Origin of the sequence: Proteus sp. G3927 (assembly GCF_963894685.1) — a bacterium.
GTDB classification, from domain to species: Bacteria; Pseudomonadota; Gammaproteobacteria; order Enterobacterales; family Enterobacteriaceae; genus Proteus; species Proteus mirabilis.
This window is the reverse complement of the sequence record NZ_CAWQGX010000013.1, coordinates 1-17,421: the sequence shown is the minus strand read 5'-3', so window position 1 is coordinate 17,421 and position 17,421 is coordinate 1. Positions and strand designations below refer to the sequence as shown.

The 17,421-nt window shown below is 39.9% G+C and carries 16 protein-coding genes; 9 read left to right on the top strand and 7 right to left on the bottom strand.

The features are described 5' to 3' along the window. Positions 1 to 8 precede the first annotated feature (8 nt). From nrdR to queA, 6 genes are all read right to left on the bottom strand, one after another. The gene (nrdR, locus tag AACV00_RS04515; RefSeq protein ID WP_004245139.1) at positions 9 to 458 is read right to left on the bottom strand and encodes a transcriptional regulator NrdR; all 450 of its coding nucleotides are present in this window, start codon (positions 456 to 458) and stop codon (positions 9 to 11) included. A gap of 118 nt (positions 459 to 576) precedes the next feature. Then, positions 577 to 1,545, bottom strand: coding sequence for a protein translocase subunit SecF (gene secF / locus AACV00_RS04510; protein WP_004247209.1), 969 nt, complete (start codon positions 1,543 to 1,545; stop codon positions 577 to 579). Between the two features lie 10 nt (positions 1,546 to 1,555). Continuing rightward, positions 1,556 to 3,403: a protein translocase subunit SecD gene (gene secD, locus AACV00_RS04505; RefSeq protein ID WP_012367466.1), complete on the bottom strand. Its 1,848-nt coding sequence runs from the start codon at positions 3,401 to 3,403 to the stop codon at positions 1,556 to 1,558. A gap of 32 nt (positions 3,404 to 3,435) precedes the next feature. Further along, complete coding sequence (gene yajC / locus AACV00_RS04500; protein WP_004245142.1) at positions 3,436 to 3,771, bottom strand: preprotein translocase subunit YajC; 336 nt, start codon at positions 3,769 to 3,771, stop codon at positions 3,436 to 3,438. Between the two features lie 86 nt (positions 3,772 to 3,857). Then, positions 3,858 to 5,000, bottom strand: a complete 1,143-nt coding sequence (tgt, locus tag AACV00_RS04495) for a tRNA guanosine(34) transglycosylase Tgt (protein ID WP_004245143.1) — start codon at positions 4,998 to 5,000, stop codon at positions 3,858 to 3,860. A 181-nt stretch (positions 5,001 to 5,181) separates the two neighbouring features. Further along, positions 5,182 to 6,255, bottom strand: a complete 1,074-nt coding sequence (gene queA, locus AACV00_RS04490) for a tRNA preQ1(34) S-adenosylmethionine ribosyltransferase-isomerase QueA (RefSeq protein ID WP_004252586.1) — start codon at positions 6,253 to 6,255, stop codon at positions 5,182 to 5,184. Between the two features lie 107 nt (positions 6,256 to 6,362). Here queA and AACV00_RS04485 point away from each other — a divergent pair, with 107 nt between their 5' ends. The 9 genes from AACV00_RS04485 to ydhT all read left to right on the top strand — a co-directional run bounded on the left by AACV00_RS04485 (position 6,363) and on the right by ydhT (position 16,734). Continuing rightward, complete coding sequence (locus AACV00_RS04485) at positions 6,363 to 6,950, top strand: acyl carrier protein phosphodiesterase (protein WP_036920158.1); 588 nt, start codon at positions 6,363 to 6,365, stop codon at positions 6,948 to 6,950. A gap of 473 nt (positions 6,951 to 7,423) precedes the next feature. Continuing rightward, complete coding sequence (locus AACV00_RS04480; RefSeq protein WP_004247207.1) at positions 7,424 to 8,026, top strand: peroxiredoxin C; 603 nt, start codon at positions 7,424 to 7,426, stop codon at positions 8,024 to 8,026. A gap of 302 nt (positions 8,027 to 8,328) precedes the next feature. Continuing rightward, entirely contained in the window at positions 8,329 to 10,089 is a 1,761-nt protein-coding gene (gene ggt, locus AACV00_RS04475) for a gamma-glutamyltransferase (RefSeq protein ID WP_036894229.1), read from the top strand. Positions 10,090 to 10,703: 614 nt separating this feature from the next. Continuing rightward, a complete protein-coding gene (locus AACV00_RS04470) occupies positions 10,704 to 11,333 on the top strand; it encodes a ferredoxin-like protein (protein ID WP_004245149.1) in 630 nt (209 codons plus the stop codon). 52 nt (positions 11,334 to 11,385) lie between these two features. After that, positions 11,386 to 13,488, top strand: coding sequence for an aldehyde ferredoxin oxidoreductase (locus tag AACV00_RS04465; RefSeq protein WP_017827756.1), 2,103 nt, complete (start codon positions 11,386 to 11,388; stop codon positions 13,486 to 13,488). 18 nt (positions 13,489 to 13,506) lie between these two features. After that, positions 13,507 to 14,220: a YdhW family putative oxidoreductase system protein gene (locus tag AACV00_RS04460; protein ID WP_230458783.1), complete on the top strand. Its 714-nt coding sequence runs from the start codon at positions 13,507 to 13,509 to the stop codon at positions 14,218 to 14,220. A 66-nt stretch (positions 14,221 to 14,286) separates the two neighbouring features. Next, positions 14,287 to 14,958 carry a 4Fe-4S dicluster domain-containing protein gene (locus AACV00_RS04455; protein ID WP_004252595.1) on the top strand — a complete coding sequence of 224 codons (672 nt, stop codon included), beginning with the start codon at positions 14,287 to 14,289 and terminating at the stop codon, positions 14,956 to 14,958. Then, positions 14,955 to 15,752, top strand: a complete 798-nt coding sequence (phsC, locus tag AACV00_RS04450) for a thiosulfate reductase cytochrome B subunit (RefSeq protein ID WP_004245153.1) — start codon at positions 14,955 to 14,957, stop codon at positions 15,750 to 15,752. Before AACV00_RS04455 ends, phsC begins: the two co-directional genes overlap by 4 nt. A 7-nt stretch (positions 15,753 to 15,759) precedes the next feature. Beyond that, on the top strand, positions 15,760 to 16,734 hold the full coding sequence (ydhT, locus tag AACV00_RS04445; protein ID WP_110706758.1) for a protein YdhT: 975 nt from the start codon (positions 15,760 to 15,762) through the stop codon (positions 16,732 to 16,734). 171 nt (positions 16,735 to 16,905) lie between these two features. On the opposite strand, the gene AACV00_RS04440 is transcribed toward ydhT, so the two are convergent. Continuing rightward, complete coding sequence (locus AACV00_RS04440; RefSeq protein WP_161737331.1) at positions 16,906 to 17,388, bottom strand: DUF943 family protein; 483 nt, start codon at positions 17,386 to 17,388, stop codon at positions 16,906 to 16,908. Between the last annotated feature and the right edge of the window lie 33 nt (positions 17,389 to 17,421).

The following is a 17,421-nucleotide window of genomic DNA, read 5'->3' as shown; positions in this document are numbered from 1 at the left end:
GCGAATGATTAATCTTGTAATTTTGCAATTTCTTCGCCAAAATCGCGCACATCTTCAAAACTGCGATAAACCGAAGCAAAACGGATATAAGCAACTTTATCCAGTTTCTTTAGTTGTTCCATAACAAAATTACCGATCTGTTTGGAAGGTATCTCTCTTTCGCCCGTTGCCCTTAATTGTGATTTGATATGATTAATAGCAGCTTCAACATCATCAGAACTCACAGGGCGTTTTTCTAATGCTTTGAGCATTCCTCTACGTAGCTTTTCTTCATCAAAAGGCTCACGGATTTCATCACTTTTCACAACACGAGGCATCACAAGCTCTGCGACTTCAAAGGTAGTAAAGCGCTCATGGCAAACAAGGCATTGACGACGACGGCGCACTTGTGAGCCATCACCAACAAGTCTCGAATCAATTACTTTGGTATCTACGGCTGTGCAAAATGGACAATGCATAGTTATTCCTACTGTTGACAAAACTCCTAAACAGTGTACCTGTTCAGTGAACAAAAAACACCCTGTCAGTCATTAACTGGCAGGGTGTTTGCGATGTTTATGTCAGAAAAACGCTCTATTAAGGTAAGAGTGTTGTCTGATCTGCACCCTCTTTTTCCACTTTTTGAACAATCAGGTGTTCGCGTTTCATGCCCATTTTCAGTGCTAATGCAGAAGCCACATAAATAGATGAAACAGTACCGAATGAAACACCGATTAACATCACTAAAGAGAAGCCTTTAAGCATTGAACCACCAAAGATATAGAGCATCAACACAACTAATAATGTTGTTGCTGATGTCATGATGGTACGGCTTAATGTCTGTGTTAATGAAACGTTCATGATCTCATAAGAGGTACCACGACGAATTTTACGGAAATTCTCACGAATACGATCTGATACCACGATACTATCGTTCAAGGAATAACCGATAACAGACATCAATGACGCCACAATGGTTAAATCAACTTCAATTTGGAAGAGTGATAAAATACCCAAAGTGATCACCACGTCATGGGCAAGTGAAATAACAGCCCCTAATGCTAGACGCCACTCAAAACGGAATCCAACATAGATCAGAATACAGATAAGTGCAGAAAGTAACGCCATTGCCCCTGTTTGAGCCAATTCACTCCCGACACTTGGCCCAACAAATTCAATACGTTTGACTGTTGCATCATTATCAATTTCAACATTGATAATATCGATGACTTTCTTACCTAATTCTTGACCAGCCTGTCCTTCAACAGGAGGCATACGCACCATAATATCGCGGCTGCTACCAAAGTTTTGTAACAGAGGATCTTTATAGCCGGCGGCTGCCAAGCTATCACGCATTTTATCTAGATCGGCCGGTTGACTGAGATTGATCTCAATAACCGTTCCTCCAGTAAAATCTAATCCCCAGTTAAATCCTTTCACGGAAATGATAGCGATGGATGCTACCAAAAGCAGAAACGAAATAGTAAAGGCGACGTTGTCCCAACGCATAAAGTCAATGACTTTACGACCATGGTTTAATTGTTCAACAGTATAATCCTGTGCCACAACGTGCTCCTTAAATAGACAGTTTCTTGATGCGTTTACCGCCATACAGCAGGTTTACAATCGCACGTGTACCCACAATAGCGGTAAACATGGATGTCGCAACCCCGATAGCAGTTGTGATAGCAAACCCTTTAATGGAGCCAGTACCGACTGCATAAAGGATCACGGCAGTAATTAACGTGGTTAAGTTCGCATCAATAATACTGGAGAAGGCACCTTTATAACCTTCATGGATAGCTTGTTGTACTGAGCGACCATTACGTAACTCTTCTTTAATACGCTCGTTGATCAGTACGTTAGCATCGACCGCAACCGCAAGGGTTAAGACAATACCCGCAATACCAGGCATGGTTAACGTTGCACCGGGTAATAATGACATGACCCCCACAATTAACACCAAGTTTGCTAATAGCGCCGTACTCGCGATCACACCAAATTTACGATAATAAATAATCATAAAGGCAACAGAGGCTATCAGACCCCATAAACAAGCTTCTAAACCTTGAGTTATGTTCTGAAGACCTAATGTTGGCCCAATGGTTCTCTCTTCAACGATTTGAATAGGTGCAATCAATGCCCCAGCACGTAATAACAGAGATAATTGACGTGCTTCATTCGCATTAGAGATACCAGTAATGCGGAAGTTATTACCTAAACGGGTTTGAATATTAGCCACGTTAATAACTTCTTCATTTTTTACCAAAATTGCGCGATCGTTTTCATCACGTTTACCGCTGTCTTTATACTCTACAAAAAGAGTAGCCATCGGTTTACCGACGTTATCTTTGGTAAAGTTAGACATAATAGAGCCACCAGCACTATCAAGTGAAATACTTACTTGAGGCTGGCCGTACTCATCGGCTTGTGACGTTGAATCGGTAATATGGTCACCCGTCAATACAACACGTTTATAAAGAATGGTTGGTCTACCATCTCGAGTGTATTTCACTTCTGAGTCACCCGGGATGCGTCCTGTTTCTAAGGCGGAAGGATCAACATTAGTATTCACTAAACGGAATTCTAATGTTGCTGTTGCACCTAGGATTTCTTTCGCACGAGCCGTATCTTGAATACCCGGTAATTCAACAACAATGCGGTCAGCACCTTGGCGTTGAACTAATGGCTCAGCAACCCCTAATTGGTTGACACGGTTACGTAGGATGGTGATATTTTGTTGTACCGCATAAGTACGCGCATCACGTAAACGCTCGTCGGTAAAAATAGCTTTTAACGAGTTATTATCCCCATTTCTAAAAATGAGATCTTGGTTACGACGCGCAAGATAATCTGATGCTTTAGAACGGTCATCAGCGTTGCGGAAACGGATTTCAACACCATAATTATCCGTTTTGCGGATAGAAGAATATGGAATGCCTTCGTCACGTAATAAAGTACGTAAACTATCAACATTTTGTTCTTGAAGTTTACCTAACGCGGTTTCCATATCAACTTCCATTAAGAAGTGAACACCACCACGTAAGTCTAACCCTAATTTCATCGGCTCACCGCCAATGGCTTCTAACCATTTTGGCGTAGCTGGTGCAAGGTTAAGTGCAACAACGAACTTGTCACCTAACGCAGGTAACAACGCTTCACGGGCACGTAACTGAATGTCAGGGTTACTGAAACGAGCCAAAATCGCACCATTTTCAAGGGCGATTGATTTCGCTTCAATTTTTTCTTTATCTAATAAAGATCGAACTTGATCCAGTGTTTGCTCATTGGCGGCGGTTCCCCGCGCGCCAGTGATTTGAACAGCCGGATCCTCACCATATAGGTTAGGAAGTGCGTAAAGCAGACCGATGAGGATAGCGAATATCAACATCAGATACTTCCACAAAGGATAACGGTTTAGCACGGCAGTTCCCTTTTCCCTTTGGGGAAATCAAATTAAATAGCTTTCATTGTGCCTTTTGGTAATACAGCGGCAACAAAGTCACGTTTGATAGTTACTTCAGTTGTTTCATTCAGAGCAACAACGATATAGCCGTTATCTGAAACTTTAACAACGCGGCCGATTAAACCACCAGTAGTTAACACTTCATCACCTTTACCGATAGATTCCATCAGTTTACGGTGTTCTTTAGTACGTTTTTGCTGAGGACGTAGGATCATAAAATAGAAAATTAAAATAAAGATCACTAACATCGGTAAAATAGACATAAAGCTTGCTTCAGGTGCTGCTTGTCCAGCAGAAGCAACAGCATCAGAAATGAAAAAACTCATTCACTTTTTCCTCATTGTTGTCGATATCGACGATACTCAAGTTATAAGCCCAATATCATACACAGAATTGGGCTTTCTCGTATACATTAATCGCACTTACTCGCACTGCTGTTTAGCGGTGGAACTGGTTTACCAATACGTTCGTAGAACTCATGCACGAAATCTTCGAAACGTGACTCATCAATTGCTTGACGAATTTCAGCCATTAGACGCTGATAATAGCGTAAATTATGGATGGTATTCAGCCTTGCACCTAAAATTTCGTTACAGCGATCAAGATGATGTAGGTAAGCGCGACTATAATTTTTACAGGTGTAGCAATCACAATGTTCATCCAGAGTTGATGTATCTGAACGATGTTTAGCATTACGAATTTTAATGACACCATTTGTTACAAACAGATGTCCATTACGTGCATTTCGTGTTGGCATCACACAGTCAAACATATCGATACCACGACGAACACCTTCAACTAAATCTTCAGGTTTACCTACACCCATTAAATAACGAGGTTTATCCGCAGGGATTTGTGGACAAACATGTTCTAAAATACGGTGCATATCTTCTTTAGGTTCACCAACAGCTAGGCCCCCAACAGCGTAACCGTCAAAGCCGATTTCCACTAGCCCTTTCACTGAGATATCACGTAAATCTTCGTAAACGCCGCCTTGAATAATACCGAATAATGCATTTTTGTTGTTTAATTCATCAAAGCGTTGACGACTACGTTTAGCCCAGCGTAATGACATCTCCATGGAATTTTTAGCATAATCCCAATCTGATGGATATGGCGTACACTCATCGAAGATCATCACAATATCTGATCCAAGATCGTACTGAATTTCCATTGATTTTTCTGGGCTTAAGAAAATCTTTTCGCCATTAATTGGGTTACGGAAATGCACACCTTCTTCTTTAATTTTACGCATTGCGCCTAAACTAAAGACTTGGAAACCACCTGAATCGGTTAAAATTGGCCCTTTCCACTGCATAAAGTCATGCAAATCACCGTGTAATTTCATGATCTCTTGACCAGGACGTAACCATAAATGGAAAGTATTGCCTAAAAGGATTTGTGCACCTGTGGCTTCAACTTCTTCAGGTGTCATCCCTTTAACTGTACCGTATGTCCCTACAGGCATAAATGCAGGTGTTTCAACGACACCGCGTTCAAACTTAAGACGACCACGACGGGCATGACCATCTGTTTTATCTAATTCGTATTTCACTCATCCTCCAAGCATCAGAAAAACAGTCCAATGCATAATAAAAACAGCACATTCTAATCATTTGTTAGACGGCTGTATATGTTACATCAACAAAAGCTGTGCTTAGTCAAAGAGATCAAGCAGCAAAATTGACATAACCGGTCATAAAATGAAAAAAAACGTTAAAAAATAGAATAAAGCCCTACTCTTCACCCACTTTTTCATTGATAGCTAAAGGATTACGCGTAATAAACATCGCATCACCATAACTGAAAAAACGATACTTTTGCTCAACCGCTACGTTATAAGCATTCATGGTATTTTTATAACCAGCAAATGCGGAAACCAGCATAATTAAGGTTGATTCTGGCAAATGGAAGTTAGTTATCAAAGCATCAATAACTTGATATTGGTAACCTGGATAAATAAAAATTTGCGTATCATCAAAAAAAGGAGCAATTAATGCATCTTTGGCAGCTTTAGCCGCACTCTCTAAAGAGCGAACAGACGTTGTACCCACGGCAATCACCCGATTACCTCGTGCCTTACAAGCGAGCACGGCATCTACCACCTCTTGAGGGACTTCAGCATACTCGGAATGCATAGTGTGTTCTTCGATATTATCCACACGAACAGGCTGGAAAGTGCCAGCACCAACATGCAAAGTGACAAAGGCCATCTCAACGCCTTTGTTACGTAGTGCTTCTAATAACGGCTCATCAAAATGCAATCCGGCTGTGGGTGCAGCTACTGCACCGGGACGCTCATTATAGACCGTTTGATAAAGCTCTTTATCGGATCCTTCATCTGGACGATCAATATAAGGAGGAAGAGGCATATGACCGATACTATTTAAAATAGTCAGCACATCTCTTTCATCATCAAAACGGATTTCAAATAGTGTATCATGGCGTGCAATCATGGTTGCTTGTACACTTTCGTCTTCCCCTAAAATCAGTGATGCGCCCTCTTTGGGTGACTTTGATGCACGAACATGGGCTAACACACGATGTTCATCTAGCATACGCTCCACTAATACTTCTATCTTGCCACCGGAGGCTTTACGACCATAAATACGCGCGGGGATCACTCTAGTATTATTAAATACAAGTAAATCACCGGCATTGAGTTTATCTAATACATCCGTAAAGACACCGTGAGATAAATTGCCCGTTTTCCCCTCTAGGGATAATAATCGGCACCCACTACGTTGGGGGTGAGGATAATGAGCAATTAAGGACTCAGGCAGGTCAAATCTAAAATCGGATACACGCATAATTAAACGACTACTTTCATAAAAAACAGGCGCACTAGTCTAGTGCTGCATGTTAATCAGTGCAACAAAGAAGCACTTTTTTATTTAAAAAGCGCTATGATAGTACAATGAACTATCTTGCTCACTTACACCTCGCCTTTAGAGCGAAAAGCTCCTTATTAGGCAATATGATGGCGGACTATGTAAAAGGTACGCCGAGTAACGATTACAGCCAAGCGGTAATTGACGGCATTCACATGCATAGGCGTATTGATGTGCTGACTGATACTCATCCATTAGTTAAACAAGCTCGACAACTTTTTCCGAATGAATACCGCCGCGTTGCACCCATTACTTTGGATATATTTTGGGATCATTTTCTCTCACTACATTGGGATAAATTTGAACCTGACATACCGCTCTTGGAATTTGTTACTTATGTGCGCAATACCATTGAACCGGATTTATGGCGAACTCCGGAAAAATTTCAAGAGCTCAATGAATATTTATGGCCCCAAGCGTGGTTGACTCGTTATGCTGATAAAACTTATATAGCACAGACGTTAAAAGGCATGGCAAAAAGAAGACCGCGTTTAAGTGCGCTTGCAGGCTCTTATATTGCACTAGAAACGCATTATAAAGAGTTAAGTGAGATTTTTTGGCAATTTTATCCACAATTGTTAGAAAGAGCACAACATCATCAGCTGGATGACTGATACATTAAGGCTCTTTTTATTCATCTGTTTGTCATGGTTAAGCATTACATTGAATCGAGCAAACAGAGACTACGTCAATTTATCTTTTTATTGGTAACGATCCGTTAACAAGCGTAGTATTCATTTATAAAGTTGATTAGAATAGATAGTTATACAAGGAGTCATAAATAAGTCATTTTTGTTGTATAAAATTCATCGTTATAACCTATCAAATAGATTGTTCTGTATGATTTTATCAATAACGATTGATTATTTATGCTGTATGCATCATTTAAAAACAGGGCATCACCCTAAATTTAAAAACAGGGCATCCCCTTAAATTACTCTAAATAGTTCGAGATGTAGCTAGATGGCAAGTGAATGAGTCACTAGGGGCATACAAAGGTATGTGACTAGTGCGAATGAACGCAGTCAACAACGCGACAACTTGAAATATGACGAGTATAAACTCTTTCAATTTACAGGAGTACATTATGGTTCTGGTTACTCGCAAAGCCCCAGATTTCACAGCAGCTGCTGTTTTAGGTAACGGTGAAATTGTTAATGATTTCAACCTGCATTCATTTATCAAAGGCAAACCTGCGGTTATTTTCTTCTGGCCAATGGACTTCACTTTTGTTTGCCCTTCAGAACTGATTGCATTTGATCACCGTTTTGAAGAGTTCCAAAAACGTGGTGTTGAAATCATCGGCGTTTCTATGGACTCAGAATTCGTACATAACGCATGGCGTAAAACAGCTATCGATGATGGCGGTATTGGTGAAGTAAGATACCCAATGGTTGCTGATATCAAACACGATATCATTAAAGCATACGGTATCGAACATCCAGAAGCGGGTGTTGCACTACGTGGTTCATTCCTGATCGACAAAGAAGGTGTCGTTCGTCACCAAGTGGTAAACGACCTGCCATTAGGCCGTAATATTGACGAAATGATCCGTATGGTTGATGCACTACAATTCCACGAAGAGCATGGTGATGTTTGCCCTGCACAATGGGAAAAAGGCCAAGAAGGTATGGGCGCATCTCCAGACGGTGTTGCTAAATATCTGAAAGCGAACTCAGGCAAACTGTAATATTCCAGTAAGCTAAACAAATATTTGCTAAAAGCCTGTGAAAACAGGCTTTTTTATTAATACTCCATCTATTCTTTTGCCTTTCAACTCAATTTATTAAGATTACTATTTGTACATAACATTATTATTTATTCACTTAAAGATGATTTTGTGATCATCTCTTCAAAAAAAATTCTCGTCATTAATAACTTCTCTCTATACTTATTGTTACGTAATTGTTAACCACATTAATACTAGCGTATACACACCTACTTTCACTTATCTCTATTGAAACTAACCCACTGTTATTAATGGATATAATCATGATTACTATAAAAAAAACGCACCTGCTGTTACTTACCACACTTTTTTCACCTGCACTCTATGCCGCCTATGAGCCAGCGGTTGAAGCACAACAAGGTATGGTGGTCTCTTCACAACATTTAGCCTCACAAGTAGGAAAAGATATTTTGCAAAAAGGAGGGAATGCCATTGATGCAGCTGTTGCTGTTGGCTATGCACAAGCTGTGGTAAATGCTTGTTGTGGAAATATTGGCGGTGGTGGTTTTATGACTATACACCTTGCTGATGGCACCAATACCTTTATTAATTTTCGAGAAACGGCGCCTACGGCAGCATCTAAAAATATGTATTTAGATAAAGACGGTAACTTGATTAAAGAGGCAAGCCTATACGGCTATCTTGCCTCAGGGGTGCCGGGTACAGTGAAAGGACTTGATGCAGCATTAGAAAAATATGGCACTCTTTCACGCCAAGAAGTGATGGCTCCCGCTATTAAACTAGCCAGAGAAGGCTATATTTTAACCCGTGCTGATACTGACGTATTAGACACCACCACAGAGCGATTTAAACAAGATCCTGAATCAGCAAAAATTTTCTTAAAGCCTGATGGAACACCATGGCAGCCTGGCGATCGCCTCATTCAAACAGACTTAGCCAATACACTTGAACTTATCGCCAACCAAGGTGCTGATGCTTTCTATCAAGGGGAAATCCCTAAAAAAGTAGAACAAGCTTCAAAACAGCATAATGGGTTATTAACCAAAGAAGATTTTGCGAACTTCACTATTACCGAAACACCTCCCATTACCTGTACTTATCGAGGTTATGAATTTATCTCTGCTCCTCCTCCCAGTTCAGGGGGCGTCACTATTTGCCAAACACTGAATATTTTAGAAGGCTACGATCTGAAATCGATGGGTTTTAACTCTGCCGAATATGTTCACACGCTCACAGAAGCTATGCGTCATGCTTATATGGATAGAAACACCTTTCTTGGCGATCCGCAATTTATAAACAATCCAACAGAAAAGTTATTAAGTAAAGCCTACGCCGCAGAGCTTCGCCAACAAATTACACCGAATAAAGCCACCCCATCAGAAAAGGTACAACCCGGTATTGCACCTCATGAAAGCCCTGAAACCACGCATTATTCGGTGATTGATAAAGATGGTAATGCCGTTTCAACCACTTACACCATCAATGGTCGTTTTGGTGCTGTCGTTATCGCCCCGGGGACTGGCTTTTTCCTCAATAATGAGATGGATGATTTTACAACTAAAGTTGGCGAAAAAAATCTTTATGGCTTAGTACAAGGTGAACGAAATAGTATTGCCCCATTAAAACGTCCACTGTCCTCAATGAGTCCAACCATTGTGACTAAAGATGGCAAACCCTTTCTTGTATTAGGCTCACCGGGAGGCTCTCGTATTATCTCAATCACCTTACAAACGGCACTTAATATTATTGAGTTTGGTATGTCCCCCCAAGAAGCCGTCAATAGCCCTCGAATTCATCATCAATGGCTACCTGATGAGGTTTATTATGAACAACGAGGATTATCAAAAGATACCTTAGAAAAACTTTCTGCCATGGGATATAAAATGGTCGAACAAACGCCATGGGGCGCGGCTGAATTGATTATGGTCGGCCTTCCAGGAGAACAAGGAGTGATCCCTGCTTCGTCAGGTAATGATTCTGCTGTTTCAGGGGCGATACGCGAAGGTTATCTTTATGGTTCAAATGATGTTCGACGTCCAGCAGGTAAAGCCGTGGGCTACTAACCATAAAATCATATAATACCATTGGCAAAAGAAACCTTCTCTTTATTAGACAAGGTTTCTTTTTTTATAAAAATGATCTCGTCACTGTTTTACAATTTATTAATATCTTTTTTTATTAATAATAATCAAGATTCATTTTTCATTAAATAAATAATTAATATTAAATATCAATTCATCATTAAAACAATAATTTCAAACGTAATATAAGAACAAATATCTTTATATTCTATTTAAATAATAGAATATATATAAACAATATTAATTATCCTTCGTAATTACAGATAAGAACAATAATCACTTAATTTAATTTTTTAACTAACGATAATTAATTTTATTTCTATGATTGCAGTCACAGAATAAATTTTTTAATAACCACAATATCATAATGGTTAATGAAAAATACGTAAAAACCGAATGTAACATATTGTAAATACAAATATTTAACAATTCACCACAAGCTATTTTCAGTAATAAAAAGTGTTGATAACTATTATGTCTATTCTAAACCAATCGTTATTATATTTTATATACAACGAAAAACAAGTAGAGAAAAGAACACATTTATCATCACAAATTATTTCTTATTTAAATTAGTTAAGCGGAGATAAATATTAATGTCTGATACACATCATCGTCCTATATTAGATATTGGACTATCAAGACTAGAGTTTCTGCGAATATCCGGTAAAGGGCTGGCAGGGATCACCATAGCACCCGCACTACTTTCTCTTTTAGGTTGTAAGCAAGAAGAAATAGACAGTGGCGTTATTCAACTGACAACCACACCTAAAGGTGTATTAGTGACTAATCGTGCCCGTTGCACTGGCTGTCATCGTTGTGAAACAGCATGTACAACATGGAATGATGGTAGCGTTGGCTCTTTCTTCTCCCGTACTAAAATCCATCGTCATTTCTATTTTGGTGATAAAGGCATTGGCTCTGGAGGGGGCTTATATGGCGACTTAAACTTTACCACTGATACTTGTCGCCAATGCAAAACACCCGAGTGTATGAACGTCTGCCCAGTAAAAGCTATCCGTTATCAAGAAGAGTTTGGCTGTATTGTCGTTGATACTCGTCGTTGTATCGGCTGTGCCGCTTGTACAACAGCTTGCCCGTGGATGATGGCAACCGTCAATCCACAAACGAAAAAATCCGGTAAATGTAATTTATGTGGTGAATGCGCCTCAGCATGCCCAACAGGGGCATTACACATTATTGAATGGAAAGAAATTACCGTTTGATTTTTCTTGGCAATCACCTCATTGACCCCTCTTTAGATTAGGAAGCAATATTATGATTAACGGCTGGACTGGCAATATACTAAGAATTAATTTAACTACCGGTGCCATCTCTCGCGAAAGCTCAAGCCAATACAAATCCTTAATTGGTGGTATGGGCTTTGGCTACAAAATTATGTATGAAGAAGTTGCACCCGGTGTAAAACCTTTTGATGAAGAAAACAAAGTGGTATTTGCGGTAGGCCCGCTAACAGGATCAGGCGCACCCTGTAGCTCTCGCGTCAATATCACCTCTCTTTCAACCTTTACTCGCGGTAATTTAGTGGTTGATGCCCATATGGGAGGCTTTTTTGCCGCATGGATGAAATTTGCCGGCTATGATGCGTTGATCATTGAAGGTCAAGCAGATAAACCCGTGTGGATCCATATTGATGATGACCAAGTTTCCATTGAAGATGCCTCTTTTTTATGGGGAAAAGGAACTCGTCAAACAACAGAAGAACTTTGTGCTCAAACAAGCCCTGAAGCGTGTGTTGCTGCTATTGGCCCTGCAGGTGAAAACCTTGTCCCTCTTTCAGGACTTATCAATAGTCGTAACCACAGTGGTGGTGCTGGAATTGGTGCCGTACTTGGTGCTAAAAAATTAAAAGCGATTGTGGTTGAAGGAAGCCGTGGCGTTAATGTTGCCGATCGTAAAGCGTTAAAAGAGCTTAACGACTATATGATGACACAACTCATTGGCGCAAATAATAATCACGTCGTACCAAGTACCCCGCAATCTTGGGCAGAGTATTCACATCCGGGTTCACGCTGGACTGCACGTAAAGGGCTTTATTGGGGAGCGGCTGAAGGTGGCCCCATTGAAACAGGGGAGATCCCACCGGGCAATGCCAATACTGTCGGCTTTAGAACCATGAAATCAACCTTCGATCTTGGCCCAGAAGCAGAACAATACACGGTAAAAATGGGGGGATGCCACTCATGCCCTATTCGCTGTATGTCACAACTTAATGTCCCGCAAGCGAAAAAATTTGGCGTACCTCAAACAGGCGGAAACACTTGTGTCGCCAACTTTGTTCATACCACCATTTTCCCTAATGGCCCGAAAGATATTGAGAAAAAAGGCGATGCCAATGTTGTTGGTAATCTTGTCGGCCTCAATATTTTTGATGATATGGGCTTATGGTGCAACTACGGTCAGCTTCATCGTGACTTTACTTATTGCTATACCCACGGCGTTTTTAAACGCGTTCTTTCTGAAGAAGAGTATAACGATATTCCTTGGGATAAACTTGAAGAAGGTGATCCCGCATTTATCAAAGATTTCTATTACCGCTTAGCCCATCGTAAAGGTGAATTTAGTCACCTTGCTGATGGCTCTTATTTAATTGCACAACGCTGGAATTTAGGTGAGGAATATTGGGGTAATAAGAAAAATAAACTTTGGTCACCGATGGGTTTCCCTATTCACCATGCAAATGAAGCTTCTGCTCAAGTAGGCTCCATCGTCAACTGTATGTTTAACCGCGATGCGATGACACATACTCATATCAACTATATCGGTAGTGGTTTACCGCTAAAATTACAAAAAGAGATTGCAGGTGAACTATTTGGCTCTGGTGATGCTTTTGATGAAACCAAAAACTACACGCCGATTAATAAAGCAAAAATTGCCTATACCAAATGGACCATTTTGCGTAGTTGCCTACATGATGCCGTGACATTATGTAACTGGGTATGGCCAATGACCGTATCACCTCATAAAAGCCGCAACTATCGTGGCGATTTAGATATGGAAGCAAAATTTTTCACTGCCATTACCGGTGAACCAACCACTTCTCAAGATCTTGATTTAGCCTCAGAACGCATCTTCACTTTACATCGTGCTTACACGGTTAAGTTAATGAACACAATGGATATGCGTAATGAGCATGACCAAATCTGTTCATGGGTATTTGATAAAGATCCTGATATTCCTGTCTTTACGGAAGGGACAGACAAAATGGATAGAGAAGATATGCAACTCTCTCTCACCCTATTTTATGAAGAAATGGGCTGGGATCCACAATTAGGCTGTCCAACAAAAGCAACTTTAGTACGCCTTGGATTACAAGATGTTGCTGACGATTTAGCATCACGTGGCTTATTACCCAATTAATAGGTAAAGGAGATCATGATGAATAAACAGAATGCATCAGCCTCTATACCACCTGATATTGCTCATGATGCTGATATTACTTTAGAACAACCGGATATTTCTCTTCGTCGTTGGCTATTGCCGTTATCAGAGAGAGGTATTGGGCATGGTACTCACACCTTAACGGATACTACAGAAGAACAAATTGAAGATATCGCGCAATTATCGGCTGAACAACACCTAGCCAATGCAATCCGTCAATGTTCAAAAGAAGGTGAACTATTAGCTATTTCCACGCTGTATGATGCGCCTTATTCACTCTCTGAAGAAGAGGTAATGCAATTAAGAGTCGCGTTGAAAGAGGACGCTTTCGTTGATATTACTTATTTAACACATAATGGTGAGGATTATTTCTATTCTGACACTGTTATGTCAGATAACTATGCACAATTACAGCTTCTCAATAGATATACCGATATTTGTACTGCCATTGCAGGTTTAGTTCGCTTTGAATGCGAAACCTACCCTCGACCATTGAAGCAAAGCATGTTGATGTTGGAGCCTTTTTATTACACCGCTGCAGAAATAGACGATGCATTGACGCTGATGAAAACTCACCCTGATTTTCAAGATATTCAGCAAATATTCGCCTCTAACAATGCCCCTTACCTATTTAGTAGCACCCTAATGAGTTATGGCAAGGCGAGAGGATTAACAGAATGGCTGGAGGTAGAACAATATGAAAATCCTTAGTGCTCTACCCTGTCGACGAAATGTTCTGTGGGTATTACAACAGCATCAGATTGAGGAGCAAAAATAATGCGTGTTTCTCGCCGTAAATTTGTAGCAGGTATAGGTTCTGTGATCTTTTTCAGTGCGCCACTGGGGAGTGCCTTAGCGGCAGCCACAGATAAAAAACCGATACGCTATGCCATGATCCATGACGAAACACGCTGTAATGGCTGTAATATTTGTGCCACAGCGTGCCGTCGATTAAATAAAGTACCAACCGGAATGGCGCGAATGGATATTGCACACATTCCATTAAGCTTAAAAGAAGATAACGATAAGTACCATTTTTTTAGACACTCATGTCAGCAGTGTGAAGATGCTCCTTGTATCTCGGTTTGTCCTACGGGCGCATCTTGGCGCGATGAAAGCAATGGTATTGTTCGCGTTAATAAAGAGAAATGTATTGGCTGTAGTTATTGCATATCAGCCTGTCCTTACCAAGTTCGTTATCTTAATCCCGTAACACATGTTGCTGATAAATGTGACTTTTGTCTTGAGTCTCGATTACAAAAAGGGTTCCCACCGATTTGTGTCAGCGCTTGCCCACAAAACGCCCTACTCTTTGGTAGAGAAGATAGCCCACAAATTCAGCAATGGCTAAAAACACATGACTACTATCTCTATCAACTTGATGGAGTAGGAAAACCGCATCTTTATCGACGTGTTGGACCTCATGTACAAGGGGGAGATAACGTATGAGTGCAATAAATATCATGCCAAATGCAGCACAATTTCAAGCCTCACTCAAACAGTATGTCTTAATCTATACACCGGACTATTTGCCACTTTGGTTAATTGTTGCCGGCGTATTATTTGTCGGCATGCTACTTGTACTCGCACTTCATGGTTTTTTACGTTACCGCTTTGCCACACCCCATGGAGAGCATCATCAAGAAGAGAAACTCTATCTTTACTCAAAAGCGGTACGTTTATGGCATTGGAGTAATGCAACTTTATTTATCTTACTCCTTCTCAGTGGCGGGATTAACCATTTCGCCCTACTCTCGGCACATGACACGGCGTTACTCGTCAATGTGCATGAAATTTGTGGTTATCTACTCTTAGTATGCTGGTTGTCCTTTGTGTTAATTAATCTTGTTGGTGGCAATGGTAAATTTTACCGTATTGACAGTAAAAACTGGTTGCAACGAGTATTAATGCAAACGCGTTTTTATCTTTACGGCATTATTAAGGGGGAAGATCATCCTTTTCCAGCCACTCCCAAGGTTAAATTTAATCCACTGCAACAAATGGCTTATTTAGGTGTGATGTATGCATTAGTACCATTACTTTTAATCACTGGGATCTTACTGCAAAATCCCATGTTTATCCCTGCTGATGCTGTGCTATTTAAAGCTTGGTTATTAATAATTCACCAAATACTAGCCGTGTGTAGTGTCTTTTTTATCTTTGGTCACCTTTACCTGTGTACCACCGGAAGAACGCCATTCCAAACCTTTCGCAGTATGGTTGACGGCTACCATAGACACTAATAAATAGATGGATCAAGGAGCTTATATGTCAGTCCCTTCACAGGAAAATATCACACTAACCAAAGAAGACTTACGCCAACTGCATGTTTCAAGTTCACTTTATCGTTGGTTTTTGCGTTATTTTCCCCATGGAGGTACTTACCGTGCTATCCATAATGAATTGATAAAACAACGTCAAACACAATGGATAGAAAGCTTAATTCAATATATTTATCTGCGTCATTTTAGTCAGTCCTCTTTTGCCAAACAGGAACAAGAAGTGATAGAAAACATCTTGTCCCTGTTAGGCAATGAAAAACAAACCGGTGTGACATTACAACGTTTACCCTATCACCAACCGCAATCTAGCGACGAAAACATCCAGTTTTCTACCGAATGGCATCAACTGATTGTCAAAAGCCAACAATTTAACACCGCCCTTGCATTATGTGGTCGTGATAATATTGTCGCCTTATCCGGTGATGAAAACAGTATTGCTAACACTGGTTATAGTAACCAATTAATCAACAGCGGATTTGCTGGAAAGATCAGTAATACGGCAGATCAATGTCGTATTGGTAGCTTAGGAGGACGCTCTCGTATTTGTAATAGTGGCAACGATGTTAAAATTTACGCTTCTGGTCAAGGGGCGCATATTGCCAATAGTGGCATAAGAAACTTTATTAATGCGACTCAATCCCGTACAAAAATAACCAATACTGGTGATTTAGCACATATTACTGTTACTGGCGATAACGCCATTGCTATCAACACAGGAGATAACTGCACACTCTCTGTATCTGGGGATAACAGCGTGTGTATCTCAACAGGGCATCTTCAGCAATTCTGCTTAGGAAAAGACGGTAGTGCTGTGATTGCCTATCACGATGGAAAACGCACCCGCTTTAACGTTTTCTATGAAGGTGAAGATAATATTGAGGCCGGCATTCACTACTACTTAGATGAAAAACAGCGCCCAGTTGCAATGGATAATATTACTTAACTCAATAATTAATAAAAAATTCTCATAGAAGCTATTGGGCAAACATGGAGACGAAACACGATAACTTCGCATTGTTTCACAAAGATTTAGCGTTATATTTTTAATATAAACAGCAAAATATATTTTTAAGCATAAAATGTGAATAAGCTATTATCACCACTTGTGACCAAGTTATGCATTAGGGACTACTGTGATAGTTGTATTAGCATCCTTGTCTTTCTTTATAAAAGAACCATTTTTATCTTTAATATATGCAGAATTACCGATCCTAATTTCCTCTTCATTTAAAGAATACATTATTGACATCACTTTATCTTTTTCTATACATTTTTTGTTACTTTTAATTTCAGTAAAACATAATCGATCGTATTTTCCTTCTTCTAAATATCCATCACCATAATTCCATATATAAATATAGAAGGAGCTATCTTTAGCTTTAAATAAATTATACTTTTTATCTAAAACATCTTGATTATTTTTCCACCATATTATTTTTCCATAATCAGTTATCGGAAAATCCTCAACCAGAATAGAGGTGGTATACGTATCTTTATGTACTCCCATGACTTTAACGGGAATAAAAAACTCATACACTACAAAAAAAATAAAAGATAGCAAAAATATGATTATTGTTATTTTATATTTAAAAGCCATTATTTTGGACTCCGAATTTTTATATTAATAGTT